The 23,064-nt window shown below is 69.1% G+C and carries 25 protein-coding genes; 19 read left to right on the forward strand and 6 right to left on the reverse strand.

What is annotated here, in order from left to right; genetic code table 11:
- Positions 1-24: 24 nt before the first annotated feature.
- Genes CVV72_RS39720 through CVV72_RS39735 form a run of 4 tightly spaced genes read right to left on the reverse strand, consistent with a single transcriptional unit; the run spans position 25 to position 3,989 of the window.
- Positions 25-1,395 carry a hypothetical protein gene (locus CVV72_RS39720; RefSeq protein ID WP_219149812.1) on the reverse strand — a complete coding sequence of 457 codons (1,371 nt, stop codon included), beginning with the start codon at positions 1,393-1,395 and terminating at the stop codon, positions 25-27.
- A complete protein-coding gene (locus CVV72_RS39725; RefSeq protein WP_219149814.1) occupies positions 1,392-1,856 on the reverse strand; it encodes a hypothetical protein in 465 nt (154 codons plus the stop codon). The genes CVV72_RS39720 and CVV72_RS39725 overlap by 4 nt, the downstream gene beginning before the upstream one ends.
- The gene (locus tag CVV72_RS39730; protein ID WP_219149816.1) at positions 1,853-3,196 is read right to left on the reverse strand and encodes a hypothetical protein; all 1,344 of its coding nucleotides are present in this window, start codon (positions 3,194-3,196) and stop codon (positions 1,853-1,855) included. The genes CVV72_RS39725 and CVV72_RS39730 overlap by 4 nt, the downstream gene beginning before the upstream one ends.
- Entirely contained in the window at positions 3,180-3,989 is an 810-nt protein-coding gene (locus CVV72_RS39735; protein WP_219149818.1) for a hypothetical protein, read from the reverse strand. Before CVV72_RS39735 ends, CVV72_RS39730 begins: the two co-directional genes overlap by 17 nt.
- 347 nt (positions 3,990-4,336) lie before the next feature.
- Between CVV72_RS39735 and CVV72_RS39740 the strand changes: the two genes are divergently transcribed.
- Positions 4,337-4,636, forward strand: a complete 300-nt coding sequence (locus CVV72_RS39740; protein ID WP_219149820.1) for a helix-turn-helix transcriptional regulator — start codon at positions 4,337-4,339, stop codon at positions 4,634-4,636.
- 277 nt (positions 4,637-4,913) lie between these two features.
- Here CVV72_RS39740 and CVV72_RS39745 read toward each other — a convergent pair whose 3' ends face one another.
- Positions 4,914-5,528: a (2Fe-2S)-binding protein gene (locus CVV72_RS39745; protein WP_219149821.1), complete on the reverse strand. Its 615-nt coding sequence runs from the start codon at positions 5,526-5,528 to the stop codon at positions 4,914-4,916.
- Positions 5,528-6,388 (reverse strand): putative RNA methyltransferase, encoded by an 861-nt coding sequence (locus tag CVV72_RS39750; RefSeq protein ID WP_219149823.1) that lies wholly within the window; start codon positions 6,386-6,388, stop codon positions 5,528-5,530. Before CVV72_RS39750 ends, CVV72_RS39745 begins: the two co-directional genes overlap by 1 nt.
- A 175-nt stretch (positions 6,389-6,563) precedes the next feature.
- Here CVV72_RS39750 and CVV72_RS39755 point away from each other — a divergent pair, with 175 nt between their 5' ends.
- From CVV72_RS39755 to CVV72_RS39840, 18 genes are all read left to right on the forward strand, one after another.
- A complete protein-coding gene (locus CVV72_RS39755) occupies positions 6,564-7,958 on the forward strand; it encodes an ammonium transporter (protein ID WP_219149825.1) in 1,395 nt (464 codons plus the stop codon).
- On the forward strand, positions 7,955-8,293 hold the full coding sequence (locus CVV72_RS39760; RefSeq protein ID WP_020630602.1) for a P-II family nitrogen regulator: 339 nt from the start codon (positions 7,955-7,957) through the stop codon (positions 8,291-8,293). The genes CVV72_RS39755 and CVV72_RS39760 overlap by 4 nt, the downstream gene beginning before the upstream one ends.
- Before the next feature lie 9 nt (positions 8,294-8,302).
- Positions 8,303-10,618: a [protein-PII] uridylyltransferase gene (locus CVV72_RS39765; protein WP_219149827.1), complete on the forward strand. Its 2,316-nt coding sequence runs from the start codon at positions 8,303-8,305 to the stop codon at positions 10,616-10,618.
- A 100-nt stretch (positions 10,619-10,718) separates the two neighbouring features.
- Positions 10,719-11,111, forward strand: coding sequence for a hypothetical protein (locus CVV72_RS39770; protein ID WP_219149829.1), 393 nt, complete (start codon positions 10,719-10,721; stop codon positions 11,109-11,111).
- A 50-nt stretch (positions 11,112-11,161) separates the two neighbouring features.
- Positions 11,162-12,001 (forward strand): Ku protein, encoded by an 840-nt coding sequence (locus CVV72_RS39775; RefSeq protein ID WP_219149831.1) that lies wholly within the window; start codon positions 11,162-11,164, stop codon positions 11,999-12,001.
- A gap of 260 nt (positions 12,002-12,261) precedes the next feature.
- Entirely contained in the window at positions 12,262-13,863 is a 1,602-nt protein-coding gene (locus CVV72_RS39780; RefSeq protein WP_255632408.1) for a pentapeptide repeat-containing protein, read from the forward strand.
- Positions 13,864-13,941: 78 nt separating this feature from the next.
- Positions 13,942-15,480, forward strand: coding sequence for a signal recognition particle protein (ffh, locus tag CVV72_RS39785; RefSeq protein WP_038509855.1), 1,539 nt, complete (start codon positions 13,942-13,944; stop codon positions 15,478-15,480).
- A gap of 3 nt (positions 15,481-15,483) precedes the next feature.
- Positions 15,484-16,557: an amidohydrolase family protein gene (locus CVV72_RS39790; RefSeq protein WP_219149833.1), complete on the forward strand. Its 1,074-nt coding sequence runs from the start codon at positions 15,484-15,486 to the stop codon at positions 16,555-16,557.
- Between the two features lie 45 nt (positions 16,558-16,602).
- The gene (locus tag CVV72_RS39795) at positions 16,603-17,352 is read left to right on the forward strand and encodes a CPBP family intramembrane glutamic endopeptidase (protein WP_219154412.1); all 750 of its coding nucleotides are present in this window, start codon (positions 16,603-16,605) and stop codon (positions 17,350-17,352) included.
- 58 nt (positions 17,353-17,410) lie between these two features.
- Positions 17,411-18,229: a CPBP family intramembrane glutamic endopeptidase gene (locus CVV72_RS39800; protein ID WP_219149836.1), complete on the forward strand. Its 819-nt coding sequence runs from the start codon at positions 17,411-17,413 to the stop codon at positions 18,227-18,229.
- Between the two features lie 157 nt (positions 18,230-18,386).
- On the forward strand, positions 18,387-18,833 hold the full coding sequence (gene rpsP / locus CVV72_RS39805) for a 30S ribosomal protein S16 (protein ID WP_005154724.1): 447 nt from the start codon (positions 18,387-18,389) through the stop codon (positions 18,831-18,833).
- Entirely contained in the window at positions 18,830-19,069 is a 240-nt protein-coding gene (locus CVV72_RS39810) for an RNA-binding protein (protein WP_003103110.1), read from the forward strand. The genes rpsP and CVV72_RS39810 overlap by 4 nt, the downstream gene beginning before the upstream one ends.
- A gap of 16 nt (positions 19,070-19,085) precedes the next feature.
- Positions 19,086-19,598, forward strand: a complete 513-nt coding sequence (rimM, locus tag CVV72_RS39815) for a ribosome maturation factor RimM (protein WP_034310909.1) — start codon at positions 19,086-19,088, stop codon at positions 19,596-19,598.
- The gene (gene trmD / locus CVV72_RS39820) at positions 19,598-20,362 is read left to right on the forward strand and encodes a tRNA (guanosine(37)-N1)-methyltransferase TrmD (protein ID WP_219149838.1); all 765 of its coding nucleotides are present in this window, start codon (positions 19,598-19,600) and stop codon (positions 20,360-20,362) included. Before rimM ends, trmD begins: the two co-directional genes overlap by 1 nt.
- A 160-nt stretch (positions 20,363-20,522) precedes the next feature.
- Positions 20,523-20,891 (forward strand): 50S ribosomal protein L19, encoded by a 369-nt coding sequence (gene rplS / locus CVV72_RS39825; RefSeq protein WP_005154717.1) that lies wholly within the window; start codon positions 20,523-20,525, stop codon positions 20,889-20,891.
- A gap of 31 nt (positions 20,892-20,922) precedes the next feature.
- Positions 20,923-21,873, forward strand: coding sequence for a signal peptidase I (lepB, locus tag CVV72_RS39830; RefSeq protein ID WP_219149840.1), 951 nt, complete (start codon positions 20,923-20,925; stop codon positions 21,871-21,873).
- A gap of 58 nt (positions 21,874-21,931) precedes the next feature.
- Positions 21,932-22,711, forward strand: coding sequence for a ribonuclease HII (locus tag CVV72_RS39835; protein WP_219154414.1), 780 nt, complete (start codon positions 21,932-21,934; stop codon positions 22,709-22,711).
- Positions 22,708-23,031: a DUF2469 domain-containing protein gene (locus tag CVV72_RS39840; RefSeq protein ID WP_003096226.1), complete on the forward strand. Its 324-nt coding sequence runs from the start codon at positions 22,708-22,710 to the stop codon at positions 23,029-23,031. Before CVV72_RS39835 ends, CVV72_RS39840 begins: the two co-directional genes overlap by 4 nt.
- Positions 23,032-23,064 lie beyond the last annotated feature (33 nt).

Below are 23,064 nucleotides of genomic sequence, written 5' to 3' on the forward strand. Positions count from 1 at the left end.
CGTCTTCCTCCCGTACGGGTCCGGCTACTGCCCGGTCCGCTTGCGCGTGGTCCGGGGTTTCGGCGGTTCCTCCGCCTCGGGTGGTGCCTGCCCTTCCTGGATGCCGTGCCCCTCACGGAGTTCGGCGACCGACGGCACCGGTGGTGTCCGGCCGGGCGACGGCGTGAGCTGCGGGGTGGGCGGGGCGGGCGGGTTCGGATCGGCCGACGACGGTGCGCCGCCCCGGCCGATCGGCTCGGCGATCCGGACGACCTCCTGGAGGTGGTCGTCGAGTTCGTCGATGGCCCGCTGCACACGGGAGCTGAAGAAGCCGGGGGGAAGCGACGCGCGGAAGTTGCCCGGCACGTCCCCGTTGGGACCGCCGGTGCTCTGCCGGGGAAGGTTCGCCACGATCCGCTGCAGCCGCGTCGCGATCTGGAGGAACGACGTGCCGACCCCCTCCTTGCCCGCCGACTCGATCAGCTTGCCGCCCTCGAAGGTGGCGAACTCGCGGATCCAGCGCAGCAGCCCGCCGAGCGACATCGTCCCGCCCTGCGGATCGGGGACCCGGAGCACTTCGAGGTCCTCCTGCTGGACGAACACCGACCGCAGCATCGCGACGACCTCGTCGACCTGTGACGCCGTCGCGGACAGCAGCCGGGAGAGGGCGACCACGGCGGGGCCGAAGAACGGCTGACCGCCGGCGGGCTGCGAGAAGGGGTCGATCTTGTCTCGTGCGTCCTGCCAGCCCCTGAACAACGAGACCACCCAATCCGTCAGCGTGATGAAGGAGGTCTGGATCCGTTCTTCCTCGATCGTGTTGACCTTGCCCGAGACCAGGCCGAACTCGTCCCGCAGCTGGCCGAGGTGCCCTTGCGTGCGGTCCCCGGCGCCGGCCGCGAGACCACTGTTCCCGAGCAGCAGCAGGAAGAGCTGATCGACCCTGGCCACCCGGATCAGCGGGCTCTCCAGCTCCTGCCGGATCTGTTCGAGGTCATGCCGGACGAGGGCGCGGAAGCCCTCGGCGTTCTCGGGATCCGCGTCCGTCCTCAGTGGACGGAGCGAGTCGAGGAGCGCCAGCGAATCCTTGACCGCGCTCCTTGCCCTGGCCGCGAGCGAGGCCTGGCCGCCGGTGACGGCGCCGAGATCGGCCTGGATCGCGTACCCGCGCGGAGTCCAGTTCGCCTCGGTACGCCCCTGGACCTCTTTCAGCTCGAAGCTCCCGGTGAGCGCGGCCACGAAACCTTTCGTGTCGCCTTCGCGCCATTTCCAGCCGAGCATGTCGCTGATCGTCTGTTCGGCGAGTTTGCCGGGTGCCGCCGCCTGCGGTGGGTACTGCCCGGTCGACAGCGGATACGCGCTGTCGATGTCCTGTGCGCGCGGCAACGTCGCGCCGCGGTCGTCGTCGATAGTCATCGGGTCGCCCCACATCCCTTGAATTCGGCCAGTTCCACTGCTTCACGCCAGCACCGCACCATCACGTCCTCCGCCGAGGTCAGGGCGGCGGCGCAGTGGTCCACCCCGGCGTGGAAGCTCTTCGCCCAGCCCCGCCATTCCTGTTCCCGCCCGTGCACCGCGCGCAGCAGCCCGGAGACCGCGTGGTGCGAACGGCACTGCCCGTCCACCCGCCGTCGCAGCTTCAGCAGCGACGACGCCGTGGTGTGCAACGATTCGGCGCTCACCGGGCGCTGTGTCGCGCGCGTGGCCGCCTCGACCTCTCCGGTGCCGTCCAGGACAACTTCGGCGAGGTGATCCGCCGCGGCGAGCCCGACACCGGCGGGCCGGTCCTCCGCGACGCTGATCTCCAAAGCCCGCCAGCACGCGGCCACCTGGTTCACTTCCTTGCCCAGCCGGGAGAATTCGGTGTGGAGCGTCATCTCGCCCTCCTGCCGAGTTCTTCCATGAAGAAACCGGAAAGCCGTTTCGGCGGCGCCATCCGCTCGTCGAGCGCGAACCGGACCGCGCCGATGAGGAACCGTTCCGGCACCACGCCCGGGGACACCCCGTCGGCCAGTCTCTCCGCGGCTTCTTCGATCATCGCCTGTTCCTTGGCTTCGAACCGCAGCACCTTCGCCAGCGGGCGGTGACCCAGCGAAGGGAACGACGTGAAGCACATCGCGTCCACCACCGTGGGAATCGCCTTGTCCGCCGTCTTCAGCAGCGCCGGCGGCGCGTCGACCAGCTTCGCCCGCGGGTACAGCTTGTGCCACATCGACGCGTAGGACTCCGCGTGCCGGGTGAAACCCATGCGTCGCAACAACTCCACGGAGATCTTCGCGCGAAGGTACGGCACCGGGTGGACCGCCCGGGGGGCGAACCCCGTCGTTTCGAGTTCGGTACGCCCGATGACGTCGAACAGCGAACCGACGACCGCCGGGCCGCCCAGCAACAGCGCGGACAGGTCGGCGAACGTCTCCCGGTTCCACCTGACCCAGACCGAGGTCACCTCGCGCGGGACCCCCGCCTCGACGAGCCTCGCCGCCACCTGGAGCGGGATCGCCCTGGCGAGGCCCAGGTCGTTCTGCAGGTTGTGACTCACCTCGTGCAGCACCGCGCCGAGTGTCCACGGGTTCACCAGCCGGTGGTACGGAAGCTGGATCAGCGGGAAGGGATTGAGCCGGTTCCCCAAACGCCGCAAGGGGATCCCGCGGCGCGAGGTGGCCGGGCCGGACCCGGTGCGCAGGTAACAGAACGGTGGCGGGGTCGGGATCGATCGCCAGCGCCCGATCCCGAGGTACGCGTACTGGTAACAGTCGAGCGCCACCCGGTCGCAGGCCACCAGCCACGGGGCGAACGCGCCCTGCCGCTGGTTGAACAGATCGAGGTAGAAGTCCCACACCCGCTCGGTGGTCCTGACCCAGCGCTGCGCCCGGGACTTCGCCCGCAGCAGCCGCGCGAGCTCGGCCTGCCCCCGCCGCGCCACCGCCTCGTCCGCGGCACGGCGAACCGCGTGGGTCGCGGAGTACAGCGGCTTCCGCAACGTCGCCATCGTTCGGTTGACCGCCGCGAGGTGTGCCCGGCTCGGGCCGGTGGCCGGGTCACCGAACTCCGACCAGCGGAACGGCCGCAGTGCCTCCAGATGCCGTTCCACGTTGATGGCCTGGGACAGCAGCCAAGCGGTCAGCTCGTCTTCCCCGGACGGCCTCGCCCGCCGGAACCCGGTGGACGAGGCCGGTTCACCGGATGCCGCGGGCAGCGCCTCAACGGCGGCGCGCACGGCCGCGCGCCTTGCCACGACGGGCGGCGCCCGCCCGGGCCCGGGGCTGCTTCCTGCGCCCGCCGCGGGCGGCGGGGCGACGGCGGCGCTGCTGAGGACGTCCGCGACGGCGCTGCCGGCTCCGGCGGTTCGCGGGCGCGTTCTGCGCGCTGTCGACGGTGTGGCCGACCAGCCTGCGCGTGATGTACCTGGCGTTGATCGGGCGGCCGTCGGCGTACCGGCGGCCGACGTCGCGAGCGGTGCGTCCGATGATCTTGGGGAGGTGCCGGACGGCCTGGCGGGTCGCCGGGTTCCGCCACAGCTTGCGGCCGAGGTTGACCGCGCCGCGGATCAGCTGCGGACCGTGTTTGATGATCTTCGGCGCCGCCCATTTCGCCGCCTGGAACGCCAGCGGTGCGAGCGCGCCGAGGAAGGCCTCCGCCTCGTCCTCGGTCTCCGCGTTCTCGGCCTGGAAGGCCAGCTGCGCCATCATTTCGGCGTCGGGATACTGCCGTCGCGCCGGATGCGCGAAGTCCTCGTCCTCGGACTCCAGTTCGAACTCGTCCTCGAGCTCGCGGACGACGGCCTCGAACTCGGACTCGAATTCGTCTTCGTCCTCGTACTCGCCGTAGACCTCGTCCTCCAGCTCGTCTTCGAGCTCCCGGGCCAGGCCGCCGAGCTCGTCTTCGAACTCGTCCTCGTCCTCGAATTCGCCTTCCAGTTCGTCCTCGAGTTCGTTTTCGAACTCGGCCTCGAGTTCACGGCTCAGCTCGTCTTCCAGCTCGCCGTCCACTGCCGCATAGCCACGGCTCATAACCGTTCTCCTCTGCTCCGGTGAAAATCCGCGATCGCCGGCGCGGTGCGTCGGTGAGCACGGATCCGAGACTGCCCGTGCACCGTGCGCCTCGGTAGTCACACGTTCTCGCGTGACATGAATCGACTAGTTCGTACTTGTCACACAAATCGACGATGCGCTTTTCCTGTCGGAGGGGTTTGCTAGAGAGGGAGGGAGACCAAGAGGGGGGAGGCCGGTCTGTGTCCACGAGCCCGGTGATGGGATTTCCTGCTTCATCGATACACGACCTCGCACGGCAGAAGGCGGTGGTCGTCACGGAGGACGAAGCCGTACGAAGCCTGGCGAGATCACTCGTCAGACGTGTCATGGAACTGAACGACGGCGCCGCCGTGCAGCGGAAGCCGCTGCTCGACGTCACCGAGCACGGCGTCCGATGCCTGCTCGTGCCGGTGGCACCGGAGCCGCACGATCTGCTCAGCCCGCGCGAGCACGAAGTGGCGCGCATGGTCGGCCGGGGCTATACGAACAAACAGATCGCCGGTGTGCTGGAAATCAGCCTGAACACCGTTTCCGCGCATATGCGTCGGATCTTCACCAAACTGGGGGTCGGCTCCCGTGCGGCGATGGTGGCCGCGCTGACCGGTGAGAATCTCGCGGCGGTGTGAACGGGAAAGTGTGCGTGGGTTGTGAGCGCCCGAATCGACGGGGGCGCGGTACATGAAGGCCCTTCAAGTATCTAGGCCTAAGGAAGGGGGCCTTCAGGTACCGGGGATGGTGTGAAGGTCGAGTTCCAGCCGCGAGGAAGGGCCCGTCATGCGCCGCAGGTGTGATTGGTGGTGCTTGCCGGGTTCAAGGCGTGATCCAAGCCGCTGAGGGGAACTTCGGGGGACTTTGGGGCCCTCAAGGGGGCCTTCACGGAACGGTGATCGAAACCCACGCGCACTAGCCGAGTGCGGCGCGCAGCCGCCGGTCCCGTTCCGCCGGGGTCTGCCGGGGGCAACTGGTGCACTTCGGGTTGCCGGCTTCGTAGATCAGGCAACAGGAAGCACGGCGTACCACGGTGTTCCGCCCGATCCGGGAGAACCGCGGCTCCGGCATCCCGAGCCCGATGGCGGCCACGAGCGGTGCCGCCAGTGCGATCGCTCGTTCGGTGTCGCCGGTCCACAGCAGGCGATTGCCGATCGAATCCGTCGCGATCGCGCCCAGCGCGCGCGGATTCGCCCCCGTGACGGCCGAAATGGTGTCGATCGCCGTGCCCAGCGCCCCGGCGAACGCGGCACCGAGTTCGGCCAGGCCACCGTCGAGGAGCCGTGAAGACCGGGCGCCGGTGAAGCGGCCGTCCGGGACGAGGTCGATCGTGACGGCGTCGAGCGACGGGTCCAGCGGCTCACCGCGTACGAACGACTCGACGGAGGGCGCGACGAGAACGGAGGACAGCGAGTACCACCAGATCGTGCCGAGCACTTCGGGCCGCGAGCAGCCGTAGAGTTTCGCGGCCCCGCCGACGCGGGCGCTGACCCATGCGGCGTCGGCGAGCAGGGTCGCGGGCGCCTCCATCAGGGCACCGGCCGGTACAGCGTGACACTGAACGACGTCGTGACGTCCACCGGCGCGTCGATCGCGTCGAGGCGGTCGCGGCGGCCGTCGCGGTGGAGGTGGTGGGCGCTCGGTCCCATCTCGACGATCTGACGGACCTGGGCGGGCGCCAACGTCACCTGCCGGGTGACCTCGTGCCGGTCCACCCGGGTGAAGCGTTCGCCGAGGGTGTCCTCCAGCCGCGCGTCCTTCCCGCCGCCGACGGAGATCACCAGGTCGCCCAGTTCCCCGAGGTGTCCTGGGTTCGGCGTCGCGACGACCAGCAGCCCGTCCGCGGTCAGGACGCGGTGGAACTGCGGGGCGTTGCGGGGCGCGAAGACGTTGAGGACGAGTGACGCGCTCGAGTCCGCCACCGGCCAGGGTTCCCACAGATTCCACACGGCCGCGCCCGCGCGCGCGTGCGAGCGAGCGGCCCGGCGCAGGGCGACGGCGGAGACATCGAGCGCCAGTCCGTACGCGGCGGGGACGGCGTCGAGCACGTGCGCGAGGTAGTACCCCGTGCCCGCCCCGGCGTCGATGACCATCCCGTTCTGGACGTGGTCCGAAGCCACCTTCGCCAGGGCGTCGGCGAGAGGCAGATAGACACCCGACGAGAGGAGGTCGACGCGTGCCGCGACCATCGGCGCCGTGTCCGCGGTGCCGGCCGGGATACGCGCGTGCAGAAGATTGACGTAACCCTGCTTCGCTACGTCGAACGAGTGGCCTCTCCCACAACGCACCGTGCGGTCCACTGCCCCGACCGGGTCACCGCAGAGCGAACACCGCAGCGACCGGACGATCTCCGGTGGCAGAGGGGCATGGCCGGATACACGTGCGTTCATGGACCTATTCGACCATGAGGTTTCGCAACCGGACAGAACGCACCAGGTCTCCGGAAACCTGGACGTAACAACGCCGCACCGACAGTTCACGCGGGTGAAACCTGAATCGCCGCCCGAGGAAACACCGCGGTCCAAAGATTCCTGCGCAGTACACCCCAGGCACGGGAGGAAGATTGTGCTGAACGCAGGAGACACCGCATGGGTGTTGATCAGCGCCGCGCTGGTCATGCTCATGACACCGGGACTGGCGTTCTTCTACGGCGGCATGGTCCGCGCGAAGAGCGTCCTGAACATGTTGATGATGAACTTCATCGCGCTCGCCGTAGTCGGAGTCCTCTGGACGCTGTACGGCTTCACGATGGCGTTCGGCAACGACATCGGCGGAGGATTGCTCGGTAACTTCGACTTCGCCGGTCTCACGGACATCTCCGGCAAGCTCGCCGGGTTCGCGACCGCCGCCACCGACACCGCGCCCGAGGTCGCCTGGCCCGGTGCGGACGCGCTGCCGTTGTTCGCCTTCGTGATGTTCCAGCTGATGTTCGCGATCATCACGCCCGCGCTGATCTCCGGTGCCATCGCCGACCGCGCCAAGTTCTGGGGCTGGACGCTGTTCGTCGCGGTGTGGGTGACCATCGTGTACTTCCCGGTGGCGCACTGGGTGTTCTCGTTCAACGGCTTCATCGGCGCGGATTCGGTCGGCGGCTGGATCGCCAACCAGCTCAAGGCGCTCGACTTCGCCGGTGGTACCGCCGTCCACATCAACGCCGGTGCGGCGGGCCTGGCGCTGGCGATCGTGCTCGGCAAGCGCAAGGGCTGGCCGAAGGGCACCGGACGTCCGCACAACGTCCCGTTCGTGCTGCTGGGTGCCGCGTTGCTGTGGTTCGGCTGGTACGGCTTCAACGCCGGTTCGTCGCTGGCCGCCAACGACCTCGCCGCCGTCGCGTTCACCAACACCACCGTCGCGACCGCCGCCGCCATCCTCGGCTGGCTGATCGTCGAGCAGATCAAGGTCGGCAAGCCGACCACCCTCGGCGCCGCCTCCGGTGCCGTCGCGGGTCTCGTCGCGATCACCCCGGCGGCCGGTTTCGTCAGCCCGCTGGGTGCCATCGCCATCGGCCTCATCGCCGGTGCCCTGTGCGCGCTGGCGATCAGCCTCAAGTTCCGCTTCGGCTTCGACGACTCCCTCGATGTCGTCGGCGTCCACCTCGTGGGTGGTCTCGTCGGCACGCTGCTCATCGGTTTCTTCGGCACCACCAGCGTCAACTCGCTCGGCGTCGACGGCCTGTTCTACGGCGGAGGCCTCGGCCAGCTGGGCAAGCAGGCGCTCGCGGCGGCCGTCGTCCTCGGCTACTCGTTCGTGCTCACCTTCGTCATCGGCTGGGTGATCAAGAAGCTCGGCGGGTTCCGCGTCAGCGCGGAGGACGAGGTCAGTGGTATCGATGAGGCCCAGCACGCGGAGAGCGCGTACGACTTCACCGGATCGGGCGGCGGCCTCGGCCAGCAGAGCTCCATTCCGGTCAAGTCGTCCACCGGAAACGCGGCCACGAAACTCGAGGAGAGCAAGGCATGAAGCTGATCACCGCGATCGTGAAGCCGTTCACGCTCGACGACGTCCGCTCCGCGCTGGAGCAGCTGGGCGTGCTCGGCATGACGGTCAGCGAGGTGCAGGGCTACGGCAGGCAGAAGGGCCACACCGAGGTCTACCGGGGTGCGGAGTACTCCGTGGACTTCGTGGCGAAGCTGAGGGTCGAGGTCGTCACCGACGATTCCAACGTCGAGAAGGTGCTCGACGCGATCACCACGGCCGCCCACACCGGCAAGATCGGTGACGGCAAGATCTGGGTGACGCCGGTGGAGACGGTCATCCGGGTACGCACCGGTGAGCGCGGCTCGGACGCCCTATAGGCGTCACGGATGGCCGACGGGGGTGAACTGGTCAAGGCCACCGAGCGGTTGCTCGAGGGCAGGCACGGGAGGCTGGGGGCGACCGCGTTGCGGGCGGCCCTGGTCGACCTCTACGAATTCTGGTTGGGCAAGGGCGCTTCGGCGGCCGGCGTCGACACCGCTGAACCCGGTGTCGCGCTGGCCGCCGTCGGCGGCCTGGGGCGCAGCGAGCTGGTGCCCTTCTCCGATCTCGATCTCTTGTTGCTGCACAACGGGAACTCGCGGGTCGGCGAGATCGCCGACGCGATCTGGTACCCGTTGTGGGACGCCAAGATCGGCCTCGACCACTCGGTGCGCACTCCGGGTGAGGCGCTGAAGGTGGCGTCCGAGGATCTGCGGACCGCGATGGGGCTGCTCGACATCCGCCACATCTCCGGGGACGCCGAGATCACCGCGAGGCTGGCGGCTGCGGCACGGGACCAGTGGCGGCGGACCGCCAGGAAACGGATGGACGAACTGGCGGACGCGGTGCGGCAGCGCTGGGCCCGCAGTGGCGAGATCGCGCAGTCCGCCGAGCCGGATCTCAAACACGGCCGGGGCGGCCTTCGCGACTTCGCCGTGTTGGAAGCGCTGGCGGCGGCACAGCTGACGGCGAGACCCGGTGAGGAGCTGCTGGCGGCCAAGAGCCTGCTGCTCGACGTCCGGACGGAACTGCGCCGGGAACTCCGCAGGGAGCGGGACATCCTCAGCGCGCCTGAGGCCGAGACGGTCGCGGGTGAGCTGGGGTTCGGCGACCGGTTCACCTTGGCGCGCAAGCTTTCCGGTGTCGGCCGGACGATCGCGTACGCGGTGGACGTCGCGCTCCGGTCCACTGTGGAACCGCCCAAGGCGCGGTTCGGGCGGCGGCCGGCGCGGACGCCGCTCGACGAGGGTGTCGTCCTGCATGGGAACGAGGTCGCGCTGGCGCGGGACGCGGTGCCCGCCAAGGATCCGGCCCTGTTGCTGCGGGTCGCCGCGGCGTCGGCGCGGATCCGGAAGCCCATCGCGCACGGGACCCTGCGGGCCCTCGCCGAAACCGCGCCGGAACTGCGCGCGCCCTGGCCCGCCGACGCCCTCAAGGCGCTGGTGGAACTGCTCGGCGCGGGCGAGGGACTCGTCGACGCCGTGGAGGCGCTGGACCGCACGGGCCTGTGGGCGCGCCTGTTCCCCGAATGGGGGGCGGTGCGGGATCTCCCGCCGAGGTCGCCCGTGCACTCGTGGACCGTCGACAGGCATCTCGTGCGTGCCGCGGTCGAGGCATCGAAACTGACGACCACCGTTTCGCGGCCGGATCTGCTGCTCATCGGCGCGCTGCTGCACGACATCGGCAAGGGCCGCGACGCGGACCATTCCGAACTCGGCGCGAAGATCAGCGCCCAGGTGGCGGCGCGGCTCGGGCTGACGGACGCCGATTCGGCGCTGGTCGCGGCGATGGTCCGGCATCACCTGCTGCTGCCGCACACCGCGACGCGGCGGGACATCAGCGATCCCGCGACGATCCAGCGGGTGACGAAGACGCTCGACGAGAACCTCGTCCTGCTGGAACTGCTGCACGCCCTGACGACGGCCGATTCGCTGGCCACCGGGCCTGGCGTGTGGACGGACTGGAAGGCACGGCTGCTCGCCGAACTGGTGTCCGGTTGTGAAGAAGCCTTGCACGGCAAGGGTTTCGTGCCGCCGGAGCCGATGGGTGCCGAACAGCGGGAACTCGTCGCCGAAGCCGTCGCGTCCGGCCGTGGCGAGGTGCGCATCACCGCCGCCGGCAAGGTCGTGACCGTGGTGCTGGCGGTCCCGGCCCGTGCGGAACTGCTGGCTCCCGCGGCCGGGGTGCTCGCGCTGAACTCGCTCGAAGTCCACGCGGCGGTGCTGCGCGGGCACGACGGGGGCCGGGCGGGCGTGTTCACGGCGTCGCCGAAGTTCGGCTCGCTGCCCGACGTCACCCTGCTGCGTGAGCAGTTCGCGCGGGCGGTGGCCGGGACGCTGCCGCTCACCCAGCGGCTCGCGGCCAAGGAACGGGACTACGGCGGAGGGGAGACACCGTCGGCCGGAGCGAAGGTGATCTGGTTCGACGACGAGACCAGCGGGCACGACACGGTCGTGGTCGAACTGCGGGCCGCGAACCGGATCGGGCTGCTGTACCGGGTCGCGGGCGCGTTGCGCCGGTGCGAGGCCGAGGTGCGCTGGGCGAAGGTGGCCACGCTCGGTGGCGCCGTCGTCGACTCGTTCGCCGTCGCGCCGCGGGCGGGCCGCGTCGACCAGGAGTGGCGGTCGAAGATCGAAGCCGCGCTGCTGGCCGCCGCTTCCTGAGCCCGCGGGCCGGGATCGGGGTGTCGCGCGAATCGCGGAGGGTAGCGGTGGCAGGATGTGCGCGGTCGAGACCCGAAGGAGCCGGAGGGGCGGTGAGCACGTGCTCGACCACGAGCAGGACTCGCCCGGACCACAGCGGATCACGCTTCCGCCGACGGTCGTGGCCTCCCACCTCCGCGCGTGCGCGGACGACCTCGCCGTCTCCCTCACCGCTTCCGGTACCGCCGCGACCGTGCCCGAACTGCTCAAAGTGGTCCGGCACCTCGTCGCGGGGCAGCAGGCTCTCGCCATCGCGCTCGAAGGTATGGCGGGCCGGGTCGAAGGGGGAGGGGAAGGCGCCTTGGCCACCGCCCCGATGGTCGACGTCGAGGTCGTCGCCGAAGTGCTCCGTGCGGCGGCCACCGCTGTCGACTGTTCGGCCGACGCACTCGCCGAATCCCGCCCGTCGTTCGAATGTGTGAGCGAATCGGTCGCCCCTGACACCCGTTTGTAGCTGTCCCGCCCCTTCGGCGCGTGGATACGCTGACCAGGCGGAGGTGGGCCATGCGAGCGGTGTGGAAAGGCACGATCGGATTCGGGACCTACGCCATTCCGGTGAAGGCGTACAGCGCGACCGACGAGCGCAACGTCCCCCTCCACCAGGTGCACGAGCCCGACGGCGGCCGGGTGCGGGTGAAGTGGGTCTGCGAGGTCGACGGGGCCGAGGTGCCCGCGGCCGAGATCGCCAAGGGCTACCCCGTCCCCAATGGTGACGTCGTCCTGCTGACCGCCGGGGATTTCGCGTCGCTGCTCCCGCCCACCACCCAGTCGATGGACGTCGTCGGCTTCACCCCCGCCGAGCAGGTCGACCCGATGTACTTCGCGCGCAGCTACTACCTCGAGCCGGAGCCGGCCGGCACGAAGCCGTACGTGCTGTTGAGCGAGGCGCTGCAGCAGTCCGGGCGGATCGCGATCGTGAAGGTGACTTTGCGGCAGCGCGAAACGCTGGGTGCGCTGCGCGTGCGGGACCAGGTGATCCTGCTCGAGACGATGCTGTGGCCCGACGAGATCCGGCGGCCCGACTTCCCGTTCCTGCACGAGGACGTCAACCTTCGGCGCGGGGAACTGCGGAACGCGGTTTCACTGATCGAGGACCTCACGCGGGATTTCGACCCCGGCCGGTACACCGATCACTACCGTGAAGCGCTCGAAGCGCTCATCCAGGCCAAGCTGGACGGCGACGACGTCCTCCAGCCGACCGCCGCCGAACAGGCCGAAGGCGTGACGCGGCTGCTGGCGGCCTTGCAGCAGGGGCCGGTCGAGAAAGCCAAGGAAGCGGCTGACAAGGCGCGCCAGGCGCGGACGCGGGCGGAGCGGGCTTCGTCGTCGGCCAAGACCAGTTGAGTAGATCTACTCAGGGGGAGTTGGGGGTCTTCACGCTGCCGTGACCCCAGGGTGACCAGGCATGGTTATGCCATCGCGCGGAGAGAGCGCGGGCAGCGAATCGCCTGGTACTGGGGGTCCGGCGATACCGAGTCCCGCGAAGCTGTCCAAGTGTGCTTACGGTCGGCTCGCGGGGAGGCGAGCCTTCCGTAGGGGCTCCGGTACCGGTCTGCGAGGGGCGACCGGTCCCGGAGCCCTGTTTTGTGCGCTAGTAATGACGCATGGGTGAGGCCTGGCCGGTATGCGGACTCGAAGACTGCCGCGGCGTGCGCATCCCTGATTTCGATCACTGTCTCCGGCACCTCGAACCCGGACAGCGGGACGAGTACTTCGACGGTCTCTCGCTCGGCGCGGAAGTCGACCTGCGAGGAACCGAGCTTTCCGGGGAGCTGGTCGAGAGGCTCGTCGACGCCGTCGGGAGTATCGACGGCCGTCGCGCGGAGTTCGGCCGGGCGGAGTTCGCCGAAGCGCGATTCCCCGGACCCGTGGCTTTCGAAGACGTGACGTTCTTCGACGCGGACTTCACGAACGCCAGGTTCGAGGGTGGCGTGCGATTCGACAAAGCCGGTTTCCGTGACAGCACCTCTTTTCACGGGACCTGGTTCGGTGGCCTGGTCTCCTTCCGGGACTGTGCCTTCGACGAGATCGGGTTCACGACCGCGACCTTCTCCGGCGACGCCGTGTTCGACCGGGCGAAATTCGGAAGTGACGTGTCGTTCTCCCGCCAGGCATTCGGTGCTGTTTCGTTCGACGAAGCGGAATTCGCGGGAGAGGCGGGATTCGAGTCCTCGCGGTTCACCGGCCGTGCCACGTTCACCGGGGCGAAATTCGCCGCGGCCGCGCTCTTCGACGGTGCCGTGTTCGATGACGACGCGCGGTTCGACGATGCCGCGTTCGACGGGGAAGCGACCTTCGACGACGTGAGATTCCATGCGGAAGCCCGTTTTCGGGGAGCCGTCTTCACCGCGGCCGAACGTCTCGGCCCGGTCAGCGCCCAGCGGCTGGACTTCGGCGGCGCGACGTTCCGAAAACGGATGAACCTTTTCGCCGCGTCGCCGAACATGGACTGTTTCGAGACCAGGTTCGAGGAAGGGGTCACGCTCAGGCTGGTCCGTCAGTCGATGGTCGCCTTGGAAAGGTCGGTGTTCGGCAAGGCGTCGGCGGTCACGGGAGCCGCGGCCGTGACGTCTGTCGAGGGAGTGGATGTCGCCGACCTCGTGTTCACCGACGTCGACCTGGCGGACTGCCATTTCGCCGGCGCGCATCACCTGGACAAGCTGCGGCTGGAAGGCGACTGCACCTTCGGCTCGTACGGCAATCGGCAGGTCCTCGCCGAGGAACGCGCCTGGCGAGTTGACAAAGACGGAGAGGTCGGCCCCCGTCGCGTCGCCGACCTCTACCGCCAGCTCCGCAAGGCACAGGAAGACAGCAAGAACGAACCCGGTGCCGCCGACTTCTACTACGGCGAGATGGAGATGCGCCGCCGCAGCCGGGCCACCCCGTGGTCCGAGCGCGTCATCCTCCATCTCTACTGGCTCGTCTCCGGCTACGGCCTCCGTGCCCTCAGAGCCCTCGCGACCCTGGCGGTCCTCATCGGGTCGGCCACCGTCGGTTTCCGGCTGGGCGGCTTCAAGACCACGCCCGCCTTCGGAGACACCTTGATCTACGTCGCCCAAAGCACCGTTTCGCTGGAAACGAAACTGGCGTCGCTGCCGAAGGACTTGACGCCGCTCGGAGAGGTCTTGCGGCTGGTCACGCGCGTCCTCGGGCCACTGCTGCTCGGCCTGACCCTCCTGGCCGTGCGCAACCGCGTCAAACGCTGACCCCGGACACCGACTACCCTGGGAAGCCGCCGGTTGGTACCGGCGAGCCACAACGACCCAGCTGGAGCGTGCACACCCGTGTTCGACACCCTCTCCGATCGGCTCACGTCCGCCCTGCAGACCCTGTCTCGCAAGGGCAGGCTCTCCGACGCCGACATCGACGCCACCGCGCGCGAGATCCGTATCGCGCTGCTCGAGGCGGATGTCGCGCTGTCTGTGGTCAAGGACTTCATCGCCCGGATCAAGGAGCGCGCCAAGGGCGCCGAGGTGCACGGCGCGCTGAACCCGGCGCAGCAGGTCATCAAGATCGTCAACGAGGAACTCGTCACCATCCTCGGCGGCGAGACCAGGCGGCTCACGTTCGCGAAGAACCCGCCGACGGTCATCATGCTCGCGGGTCTGCAGGGTGCCGGTAAGACGACGCTCGCGGGCAAGCTCGCGATGTGGCTGAAGAAGCAGGGCCACGCGCCGATGCTGGTCGCGTGTGACCTTCAGCGCCCCAACGCGGTCACGCAGCTGCAGGTCGTCGGCGAGCGGGCCGGGGTCGCGGTCTTCGCGCCCGAGCCAGGGAACGGTGTCGGCGACCCGGTCGACGTCGCCCGCCGCGCCATCGACGAGGCCAAGCGCGCCCAGCACGACATCGTCCTGGTCGACACCGCCGGCCGTCTCGGCGTCGACGAAGAGCTGATGAAGCAGGCCGCGGACATCCGCGACGCCGTTTCGCCGGACGAGACGCTGTTCGTCGTCGACGCGATGATCGGTCAGGACGCGGTCACCACGGCCGAGGCGTTCCGCGACGGCGTCGGCTTCACCGGTGTCGTGCTCACGAAGCTCGACGGTGACGCCCGCGGTGGTGCCGCGCTGTCGGTCCGCCAGGTCACCGGCCAGCCGATCCTGTTCGCCTCCAACGGTGAGAAGCTCGAGGACTTCGACCTCTTCCACCCGGACCGGATGGCCAGCCGGATCCTCGGCATGGGCGACGTGCTCAGCCTCATCGAGCAGGCCGAGCAGCACTTCGACCAGGAGAAGGCCGAGCAGACGGCGGCCAAGCTCGGCAGCGGCCAGCTCACCCTCGAAGACTTCCTCGAGCAGATGCTCGCGGTCCGCAAGATGGGCCCGATCGGCAACCTGCTCGGCATGCTGCCCGGCGCCGGGCAGATGAAGGACCAGCTCGCGCAGGTCGACGACAAGCAGCTCGACAAGCTGCAGGCGATCATCCGCGGCATGACCCCCGCCGAGCGGGCCGACCCGAAGATCATCAACGCCTCGCGCCGGGTCCGGATCTCGAAGGGGTCCGGTGTCGCCGTCCGTGACGTCAACGACCTGGTCAACCGGTTCTTCGAAGCGCGCAAGATGATGGCGCAGATGGCGGGCCGGTTCGGCTTCGGCGGCGGAGGCGGCGGCAGCAAGAACCGCAAGGGCAAGAAGGGGAAGAAGGGCAAGGGGCGCGGCCCGACGCAGCCCAAGGTCCGCGGCGGTTTCCCCGGCGGCATGCCGATGCTGCCCCCCGGTGGCGGGATGCCCGGTGGCGGGATGCCCGACCTCTCCCAGCTCGGCGGCATGAACGACGTACCCGGCTTCGACCCGAAGAAGTTCAAGCTGCCGAAGGACAAGTAGCCCGTGGAGGCGCTGCACCTGGCCGGCGTCGTCCTGCCGGACGGCGAGCACCGCGAGCTGTGGGTCACCGGCGGCCGCATCACCACCGAGCCGGTCGCCGGAGCGGAAACCGTTGTCCGGGAAGGCTTTCTGGTTCCCGGTCTGGTCGACGCGCACTGTCACCCCGGCATCGGCGTCGGCGGCGCGACCACGCTGGAAGAGGCCGCCGAACAGGCGATCACCGATCGCGACGCCGGGACGCTGCTGATCCGCGACTGCGGGCTGCCGATCGACGTCCGGCCGTTGCAGGAGCGGGCCGATCTGCCGAGGATCATCCGCGCCGGACGGCATCTCGCCCTGCGCAAGCGCTACATCCCCGGCCTCGGCATCGAACTCGAAGACCCAGCCGAGCTGCCGAAGGCGGTCGCCGAGCAAGCGCGTGACGGCGACGGCTGGGTCAAACTCGTCGGCGACTGGATCGACCGCGGGGCCGGCGATCTCGCGCCCCTCTGGCCCGACGACGTCCTCGCCGAGGCCATCGCCGTCGCGCACGCCGAGGGCGCCAAGGTGACGGCGCACGTGTTCGGCCAGGCCGCGTTGCCCGGTCTGATCGAAGCGGGGATCGACTGCCTCGAACACGGCACCGAACTGCTCCCGGACCAGCTGGACGTCCTCGCCGAACGCGGGATCGCCCTCGTGCCGACCCTGATCAACATCGAGAACTTCCCGGGTATCGCGGACAAGGCGGGCAAATACCCGGTGTACGCCGACCACATGCGGGCGTTGCACGCCGGTGTGGGGGAGATGGTCTCGACGGCGATCGAGGCGGGCGTCGCGGTGTACGCCGGAAGCGACGCGGGCGGCATGGTCGAGCACGGCAGGCTCGTCGACGAGATCGAGGCGCTGCACAAGGCGGGCATGTCCGCGGAGCAGGCGCTGGCTTCGGCTTCGTGGGCGGCCCGCGAATGGCTCGGCGTGCCGGGAATCGTCGACGGCGCTCCGGCCGATCTGCTCGTCTACCCGGCCGATCCGCGCGAGGATCTCGCGGTACTCCGCCATCCGAGCCATATCGTCCTGCGTGGCAAGATCTACGCCTGACCCGACTCCACCTGTGACCGGAGCGGCACTTAGCGTGGAGGCGTGGTGGACGACGGGCAGGCTCGCGAGCGTTTGGTGCTCGGAGCGCACTGGGGCTTCGTAGCGTTCTTCGCGGGCATCGCCGGATACCACCTCGTCACGCTCGTCATGAGCTTCCTGATGTCAGGCCGCTTCGGCGGCTATGACCCGCTGGAACTGCGTGACGTCGGCCCGCTGCTGATCCTGGCGTTCCTGCCGACCCTCGTCCTCGGTCTCGGTCCCGCGGTCGGTTCACGCGTTTGGGGGCAAGGGCTCCGCACGGACTTCGGGCTCAAGCCCACCTGGCGCGACGTCCGGATCGGTCTCGCCTGCGGGGCCGCCGCGCTCGCCGCCGGCTACCTCCTCAACCTGCTCCTGCTCGCCGTCTACGGGACCGACAGCGACGACAGGACCTTCTCCGACGTCGCGCCCGGCCCGATCACCGAGCTGTCGGGCACCGCCGACGGCGACACGATCTGGCTCGTGCTGGCCGCGGTCATCGTCGTCCTCGCCGCTCCGGTCACCGAAGAACTGCTCTTCCGCGGCACGCTGTGGAACGCCATGGGCTTCCACCGTCTGCCCTCGTGGGTGATCCTGCTGGTCACCGCGCTGGTGTTCGCCCAGTTGCACGGCGAGGCCGCGCGGACGATCGCGTTGTTCGGCCAGGGCATCGCCATCGGTCTCGCCCGCTATCTCTCCGGCCGGGTGAGCGCGTCCGTCATCGCGCACGCGGCCAACAACCTCCCACCGGCTGTATTGCTCTTCGCGGCGAGGTGATCGCCGGTCCAGGCGGCTAGAGTCTTTGAGTAACCGAACGATCACCGGAGGGATCGGCGTGACCGTATCTCAGCCCAGGGAGCCGATCCCCGAGGCCGCGCCGCCGGACGAGCTCCCCGAAGAAGTCACTGCCGGAGGTGAGGTGGCCGCGCCCGACACGCCACCGCCGCATCGCTGGGGATTCGGGGCCTTCCTCCTGGTGGAAGCCGTCCTGCTGGCGTCTGCGGCGTTCATCAGCGTCCTGCTCGGCGACGTCCAGCCCGGCCAGCCCCTGCCGATGCGCATGGTGCTGCTGGGCACCATGCTGCCGACGATGATCGCCGCCGGGGTCGCGCTGCTGATCACCCGCCTGCGCGGCAACGGCCCCTTCACCGATCTGCGGATCGGCTGGAGCTGGGCCGACGTCAAGGTCGGGCTCAAACTCGGCGTGCTCGGGCTCGGGTTGACCTCGCTCGCCGCCTACGTCTGGACGCAGGTCGTCGGCAACGAGAACGCGACTTCGGCGATCAGCGCGCTCGTCGAGGACCGGCGGATGTCGGTCTCGGCGGCCGTGGTCATGTTCATCTACCTGTGGCTGGTCGGGCCGATCTGCGAGGAGATCATCTACCGCGGTCTCCTGTGGGGCGCGGTGGAACGGCTGACCTGGCGCACCGAACGCTGGGGGAGGATCGCGGCCTTCCTGGTCTCCACGGCCGTTTTCGCGGCGAGTCACCTCGAACCGCTGCGCACCACGTTGCTGCTGGTGATCGCGATCCCGATCGGGCTGGCCAGGGTGTTCACCGGACGGCTGCTCGGCAGCGTGGTCGCCCATCAGGTGAACAACTTCCTCCCGGCCGTCACCATCCTGCTCGCCTCGCTCGGGATAGCCGCGTTCTGACGCCCGCCCGGCGTCTGGCAGAATGTACGCTTGCCTGCTTTGGCCGGACCCTCTCACCGCGCCCGAGCTCACCCTTCGGGTGTGCGCAGCCGTGTCCCCACTCGGCTGGCGTGCGCCTTCCACATGCATCAGAGAGAACTGAGGAGTACCCACACCCGTGGCCGTCAAGATCAAGCTGCAGCGTCTCGGCAAGATCCGTGCGCCGTACTACCGCATCATCGTCGCCGACGCGCGCACCCGCCGTGATGGCAAGGCCATCGAGACGATCGGCAAGTACCACCCCAAGGAAGAGCCGAGCTTCATCGAGGTCGACACCGAGCGGGCCCAGCACTGGCTGTCCGTCGGTGCCCAGCCGACCGAGCCGGTCCAGCGCATCCTCGAGATCACCGGTGACTGGCAGAAGTTCAAGGGCCTGCCGGGCGCCGAGGGCACCCTGAAGGTCGCCGAGCCGAAGCCGTCGAAGCAGGACCTGTTCAACGCCGCGCTCGCCGCCGCCGGTGACTCGGCCTCCGCCGAGGCCACCACGCCGAAGAAGAAGTCCGCCCCGAAGAAGGCCGAAGCCGACAAGGCCGAGGCCGCCGAGGGTGACAAGGCCGAGGCGTGAGCTTCCTCGCTGACTCCCTCGAGCACCTGGTGCGCGGGATCGTCGACAACCCGGACGAGGTCCGGGTCGAGCTGCTGACCACGCGTCGTGGCCGCACGCTCGAGGTGCACGTGCACCCCGACGATCTCGGCAAGGTGATCGGCCGGGGCGGTCGTACCGCGACCGCCCTGCGCACCGTCATGGGCGGCATCGGTGGCCGCGGCGTCCGCGTGGACGTCGTCGACACCGATCGCTGACCAAGGACATAACGGGATGGACGTCGTAGTAGGCCGGATCGCCAAGGCGCACGGAATCCGCGGGGAACTCGCGGTGGACGTGCGCACGGACTCGCCGGAACAGCGGTTCGCGGTCGGTTCGGCCGTCACGACGAAGCTGCGTGACGGCAGCAGCAGAAACCTCACCATCGCAGCCGCCCGCGAACACAGCGGGCGGCTGCTGGTGCGTTTCGAAGAGGTCCTGACCAGGGACGTCGCGGAGACCCTTCGCGGCGCGCTGCTGATCGCGGACACCTCGACGCTGCCGCCGACCGAAGACCCCGACGAGTTCTACGACCACGAACTCGAAGGCCTGCGGGCCGAGCTCACCGACGGCACGGTCGTCGGCAAGGTGCTCGAAATCGTGCACTCGCCCGCCGGCGAACTGCTGTCGATCGAGCACGACGGACGCGAGGTGCTGGTGCCGTTCGTGAAGGCGATCGTCCCGGCGGTCGACGTCCCGGGTGGCCGCGTCGTCCTCGACCCGCCGGAAGGCCTGCTGGACGCCTGATGCGCCTCGACGTAGTCACGATCTTCCCCGAATACCTCGACCCGCTCCGCGCCGCGCTGCTCGGGCGCGCGATCGACCGCGGCCTCATCGAGGTCGGCGTGCACGACCTGCGGGACTGGACGCACGACGTCCACCGCGCGGTCGACGACGCGCCGTACGGTGGCGGGCCCGGCATGGTGATGAAACCGCAGATCTGGGGCCCCGCCCTGGACGACGTCTGCGGCGAGAACACCCGCCTCGTGGTCCCGACCCCCGCCGGGCGGCCGTTCACCCAGGCCATGGCCCACCAGTACGCCGCCGAGGAGCACCTGGTGTTCGCGTGCGGCCGCTACGAGGGCATCGACCAGCGGGTGATCGACGACGCCGCGAAGCGGATGCCCGTCGACGAAGTCTCCATCGGCGACTACGTACTGGTCGGCGGCGAGGCCGCCGTACTGGTGATGGTCGAGGCCGTCGTCCGGCTGCTGCCCGGAGTCCTCGGCAACGCGCGCTCCGCCGAGGAGGACTCGTTCTCCGACGGGCTGCTCGAAGGCCCCAGCTACACCCGGCCGGAGGTCTGGCGGGACCTGGCCGTGCCGGACGTCCTGCGTTCGGGGAACCACGCGCTGATCGACCGCTGGCGCCGCGACCAGGCGCTGGAACGCACCGTGCGGCGCAGGCCCGAACTCATCGGGCAGCTGCCGGAAGGTAGTCTCGACAAGCACGATCTCGCCGTCCTCGAGCGGTTGCACGAGGACGGCGGCCAGGCCGGGTCGAACGCCTGAGACCTGGTCTGCAATACTTGACAGGTTGGCGTGAGTGGACGCGCGGCTTCGCAGCCGGCGCCGTACACCGGAACGCCATCAGCCCCCGGGTAGGTCGCAGTGCCCGACACTGCGCGCCCAAGCTGCACGTAAGCCATACGAAGACGAGGACGGACCACCGATGAACACCCTGGACGCGCTGGACGCGCAGTCACTGCGTTCCGACATCCCGGACTTCCGACCGGGCGACACGCTCAAGGTTCACGTCCGCGTCATCGAGGGCAACCGCGAGCGCAACCAGATCTTCCAGGGCGTCGTGCTGCGTCGCCAGGGCGGCGGCATCCGCGAGACCTTCACGGTCCGCAAGGTGTCGTTCGGCATCGGCGTGGAGCGCACCTTCCCGGTGCACTCGCCGAACATCGCCGAGGTCGAGGTCTTCAAGCGCGGTGACGTCCGCCGGGCGAAGCTCTACTACCTCCGCGAGCTGCGCGGCAAGGCCGCCAAGATCAAGGAACGCCGCGAAAACCGCGAGACGACCTCCGCCAAGTAGGTAGCCGCACGGTTACCGGTAACCTGGCGTCGTGGTCGAACCCGTGTCCCAGAACACCTCCGAAGACGAACCCGATCGCCCCGAAGAGGAGCGCCCTACCAGGGCCTCCCGGCGGGGCCGGTCCGGCTCCAAGAAATTCGGCAAGGTCAACAAGAAGCGGTCGTTCTGGAAGGAACTGCCGATCCTGATCGTCGTGGCACTCGTGCTGACGATCTTGATCCAGCAGTTCCTCGCCAAGGTCTACATGATCCCCTCGGGGTCGATGGAGACCACGTTGCACGGCTGCGCGGGATGCACGGGCGACCGGATCCTGGTCGACCGGATCACGTACGACTTCACCGATCCCGGCCCGGGCGACGTGGTGGTCTTCAAGGGACCGCCCGCCTGGGTCGGCGAGATCGACACGCCGGAGTCCAGCAACATCTTCGTCACCGGATTCCGCACGCTGGGTTCCCTGATCGGCTTCGCGCCGCCGGACGAGCGTGACTTCGTCAAGCGGATCATCGCGACCGCCGGGCAGACGGTGCAGTGCTGCGATCCGCAGAACCGCGTGATCGTGGACGGCAAGGCGCTCGACGAGCCGTACATCCACTGGGAACCGGGTTCTCAGGTGGACGAGAGCGGTAAGCCCGTCCAGGACACGTTCGCTCCGGTCAAGGTGCCTGCCGGCTACGTCTGGGTGATGGGCGACAACCGCAACAACTCGAGCGACTCACGGCGCCAGGGCGGCGGCGGAGTCAATGGCGCGATTCCGGTCGACAACATCATCGGCAAGGCGCGGATCATCGTGCTCCCGCCCGGCCGCTGGGGTGGCGTTTCGGACCACAACCCGCAGGCGAACGCCCAGCCGGTGGCACTCGGTGCGCCCGCCTGGCAGCAGGGGCTTCCCCTCGGCGTCGGTATCGCTTCGGCGTGGCCCGTGCTCTTCCTCGGCAGGCGGATGACGGCCGGAGTGCGCAAGGCGGTCGACCGGAGGCGGTAAGGCCTTGAGAGTTCCTGTACCGCTCACACCGGCCGAGCCGCTTCGGCCCCCGCGGGCAGTGGTGCGCGGCGACCTCTTCTGGGGGTTGCAGGGTGCGCTGGACCGGCGAGGCCTCGGGCCCGTCGCCGGAGTCGACGAGGCAGGGCGCGGTGCTTGCGCCGGCCCGCTCGTCGTGGCCGCCTGTGTCCTGCGTCCGGGTGATGCCGCCCGTCTGCCCGAGCTCACCGACTCGAAGGTGCTCACGGCCAAGGCTCGCGACCGGGTGTACGACCGGGTCGTCCAGCGTGCCGTCGACTACTCGGTCATCGTCATCCCGGCGCCCGAGATCGACCTGTTCGGCATCCACGTCATGAACCTCGAAGGCATGCGGCGCGCCGTCTCGGCGCTGCGGAACACGCCTGGCTACGTCCTGACCGACGGATTCCGCGTGTCCGGGCTGCCCGCCCCGAGCATCCCGGTGCTCAAAGGCGACAAGGCCGTCGCGTGTGTGGCGGCGGCGTCCGTGCTGGCCAAGGTCACCCGGGACCGGATCATGGGCGACCTGCACGACGTCCACCCGCATTACGGTTTCGACGTGCACAAGGGATACAGCACCACCGACCACAGCGCGGCACTGAACACTCACGGTCCGAGCCCGGTTCATCGCTGGTCGTACACGAACGTGGCCACCGCGGCCGCCGCGCACCGCGTGCCGCCGCCTCACCCGGTGGTGCTGACCGTCGCGGCGCTGGAAAACCCGAGCGTGCCGATACGTGCCCTCGGCCCGTACGTGGGTAACAATGAACGCTCCGCCGCTGGAACAGCAGCAAAATCGCGAGGAGGGGCGCGGATTTCATGAGCGCAGAGGATCTCGAGAAGTACGAGACCGAGATGGAGCTCTCGCTTTACCGCGAGTATCGCGACATAGTCGGCCAGTTCTCGTACGTGGTGGAGACCGAGCGGCGGTTCTATCTGGCCAACGCCGTCGACGTGCAGGTGCGCGACGGCGGCGGTGAGGTGTACTTCGAGGTCCGCATGTCCGACGCGTGGGTCTGGGACATGTACCGGCCCGCGCGGTTCGTCAAGCACGTCCGGGTCATCACGTTCAAGGACGTCAACGTCGAAGAACTGGACAAACCGGATCTCCGGCTGCCGGAAGACGGGCCGTTCTCCGGCTGATCTTCGAAAAGTACGTGAAGGCCCCCTTCATCG

Source organism: Amycolatopsis sp. TNS106 (genome assembly GCF_019330265.1).
Taxonomy (GTDB): Bacteria; Actinomycetota; Actinomycetes; order Mycobacteriales; family Pseudonocardiaceae; genus Amycolatopsis; species Amycolatopsis lurida.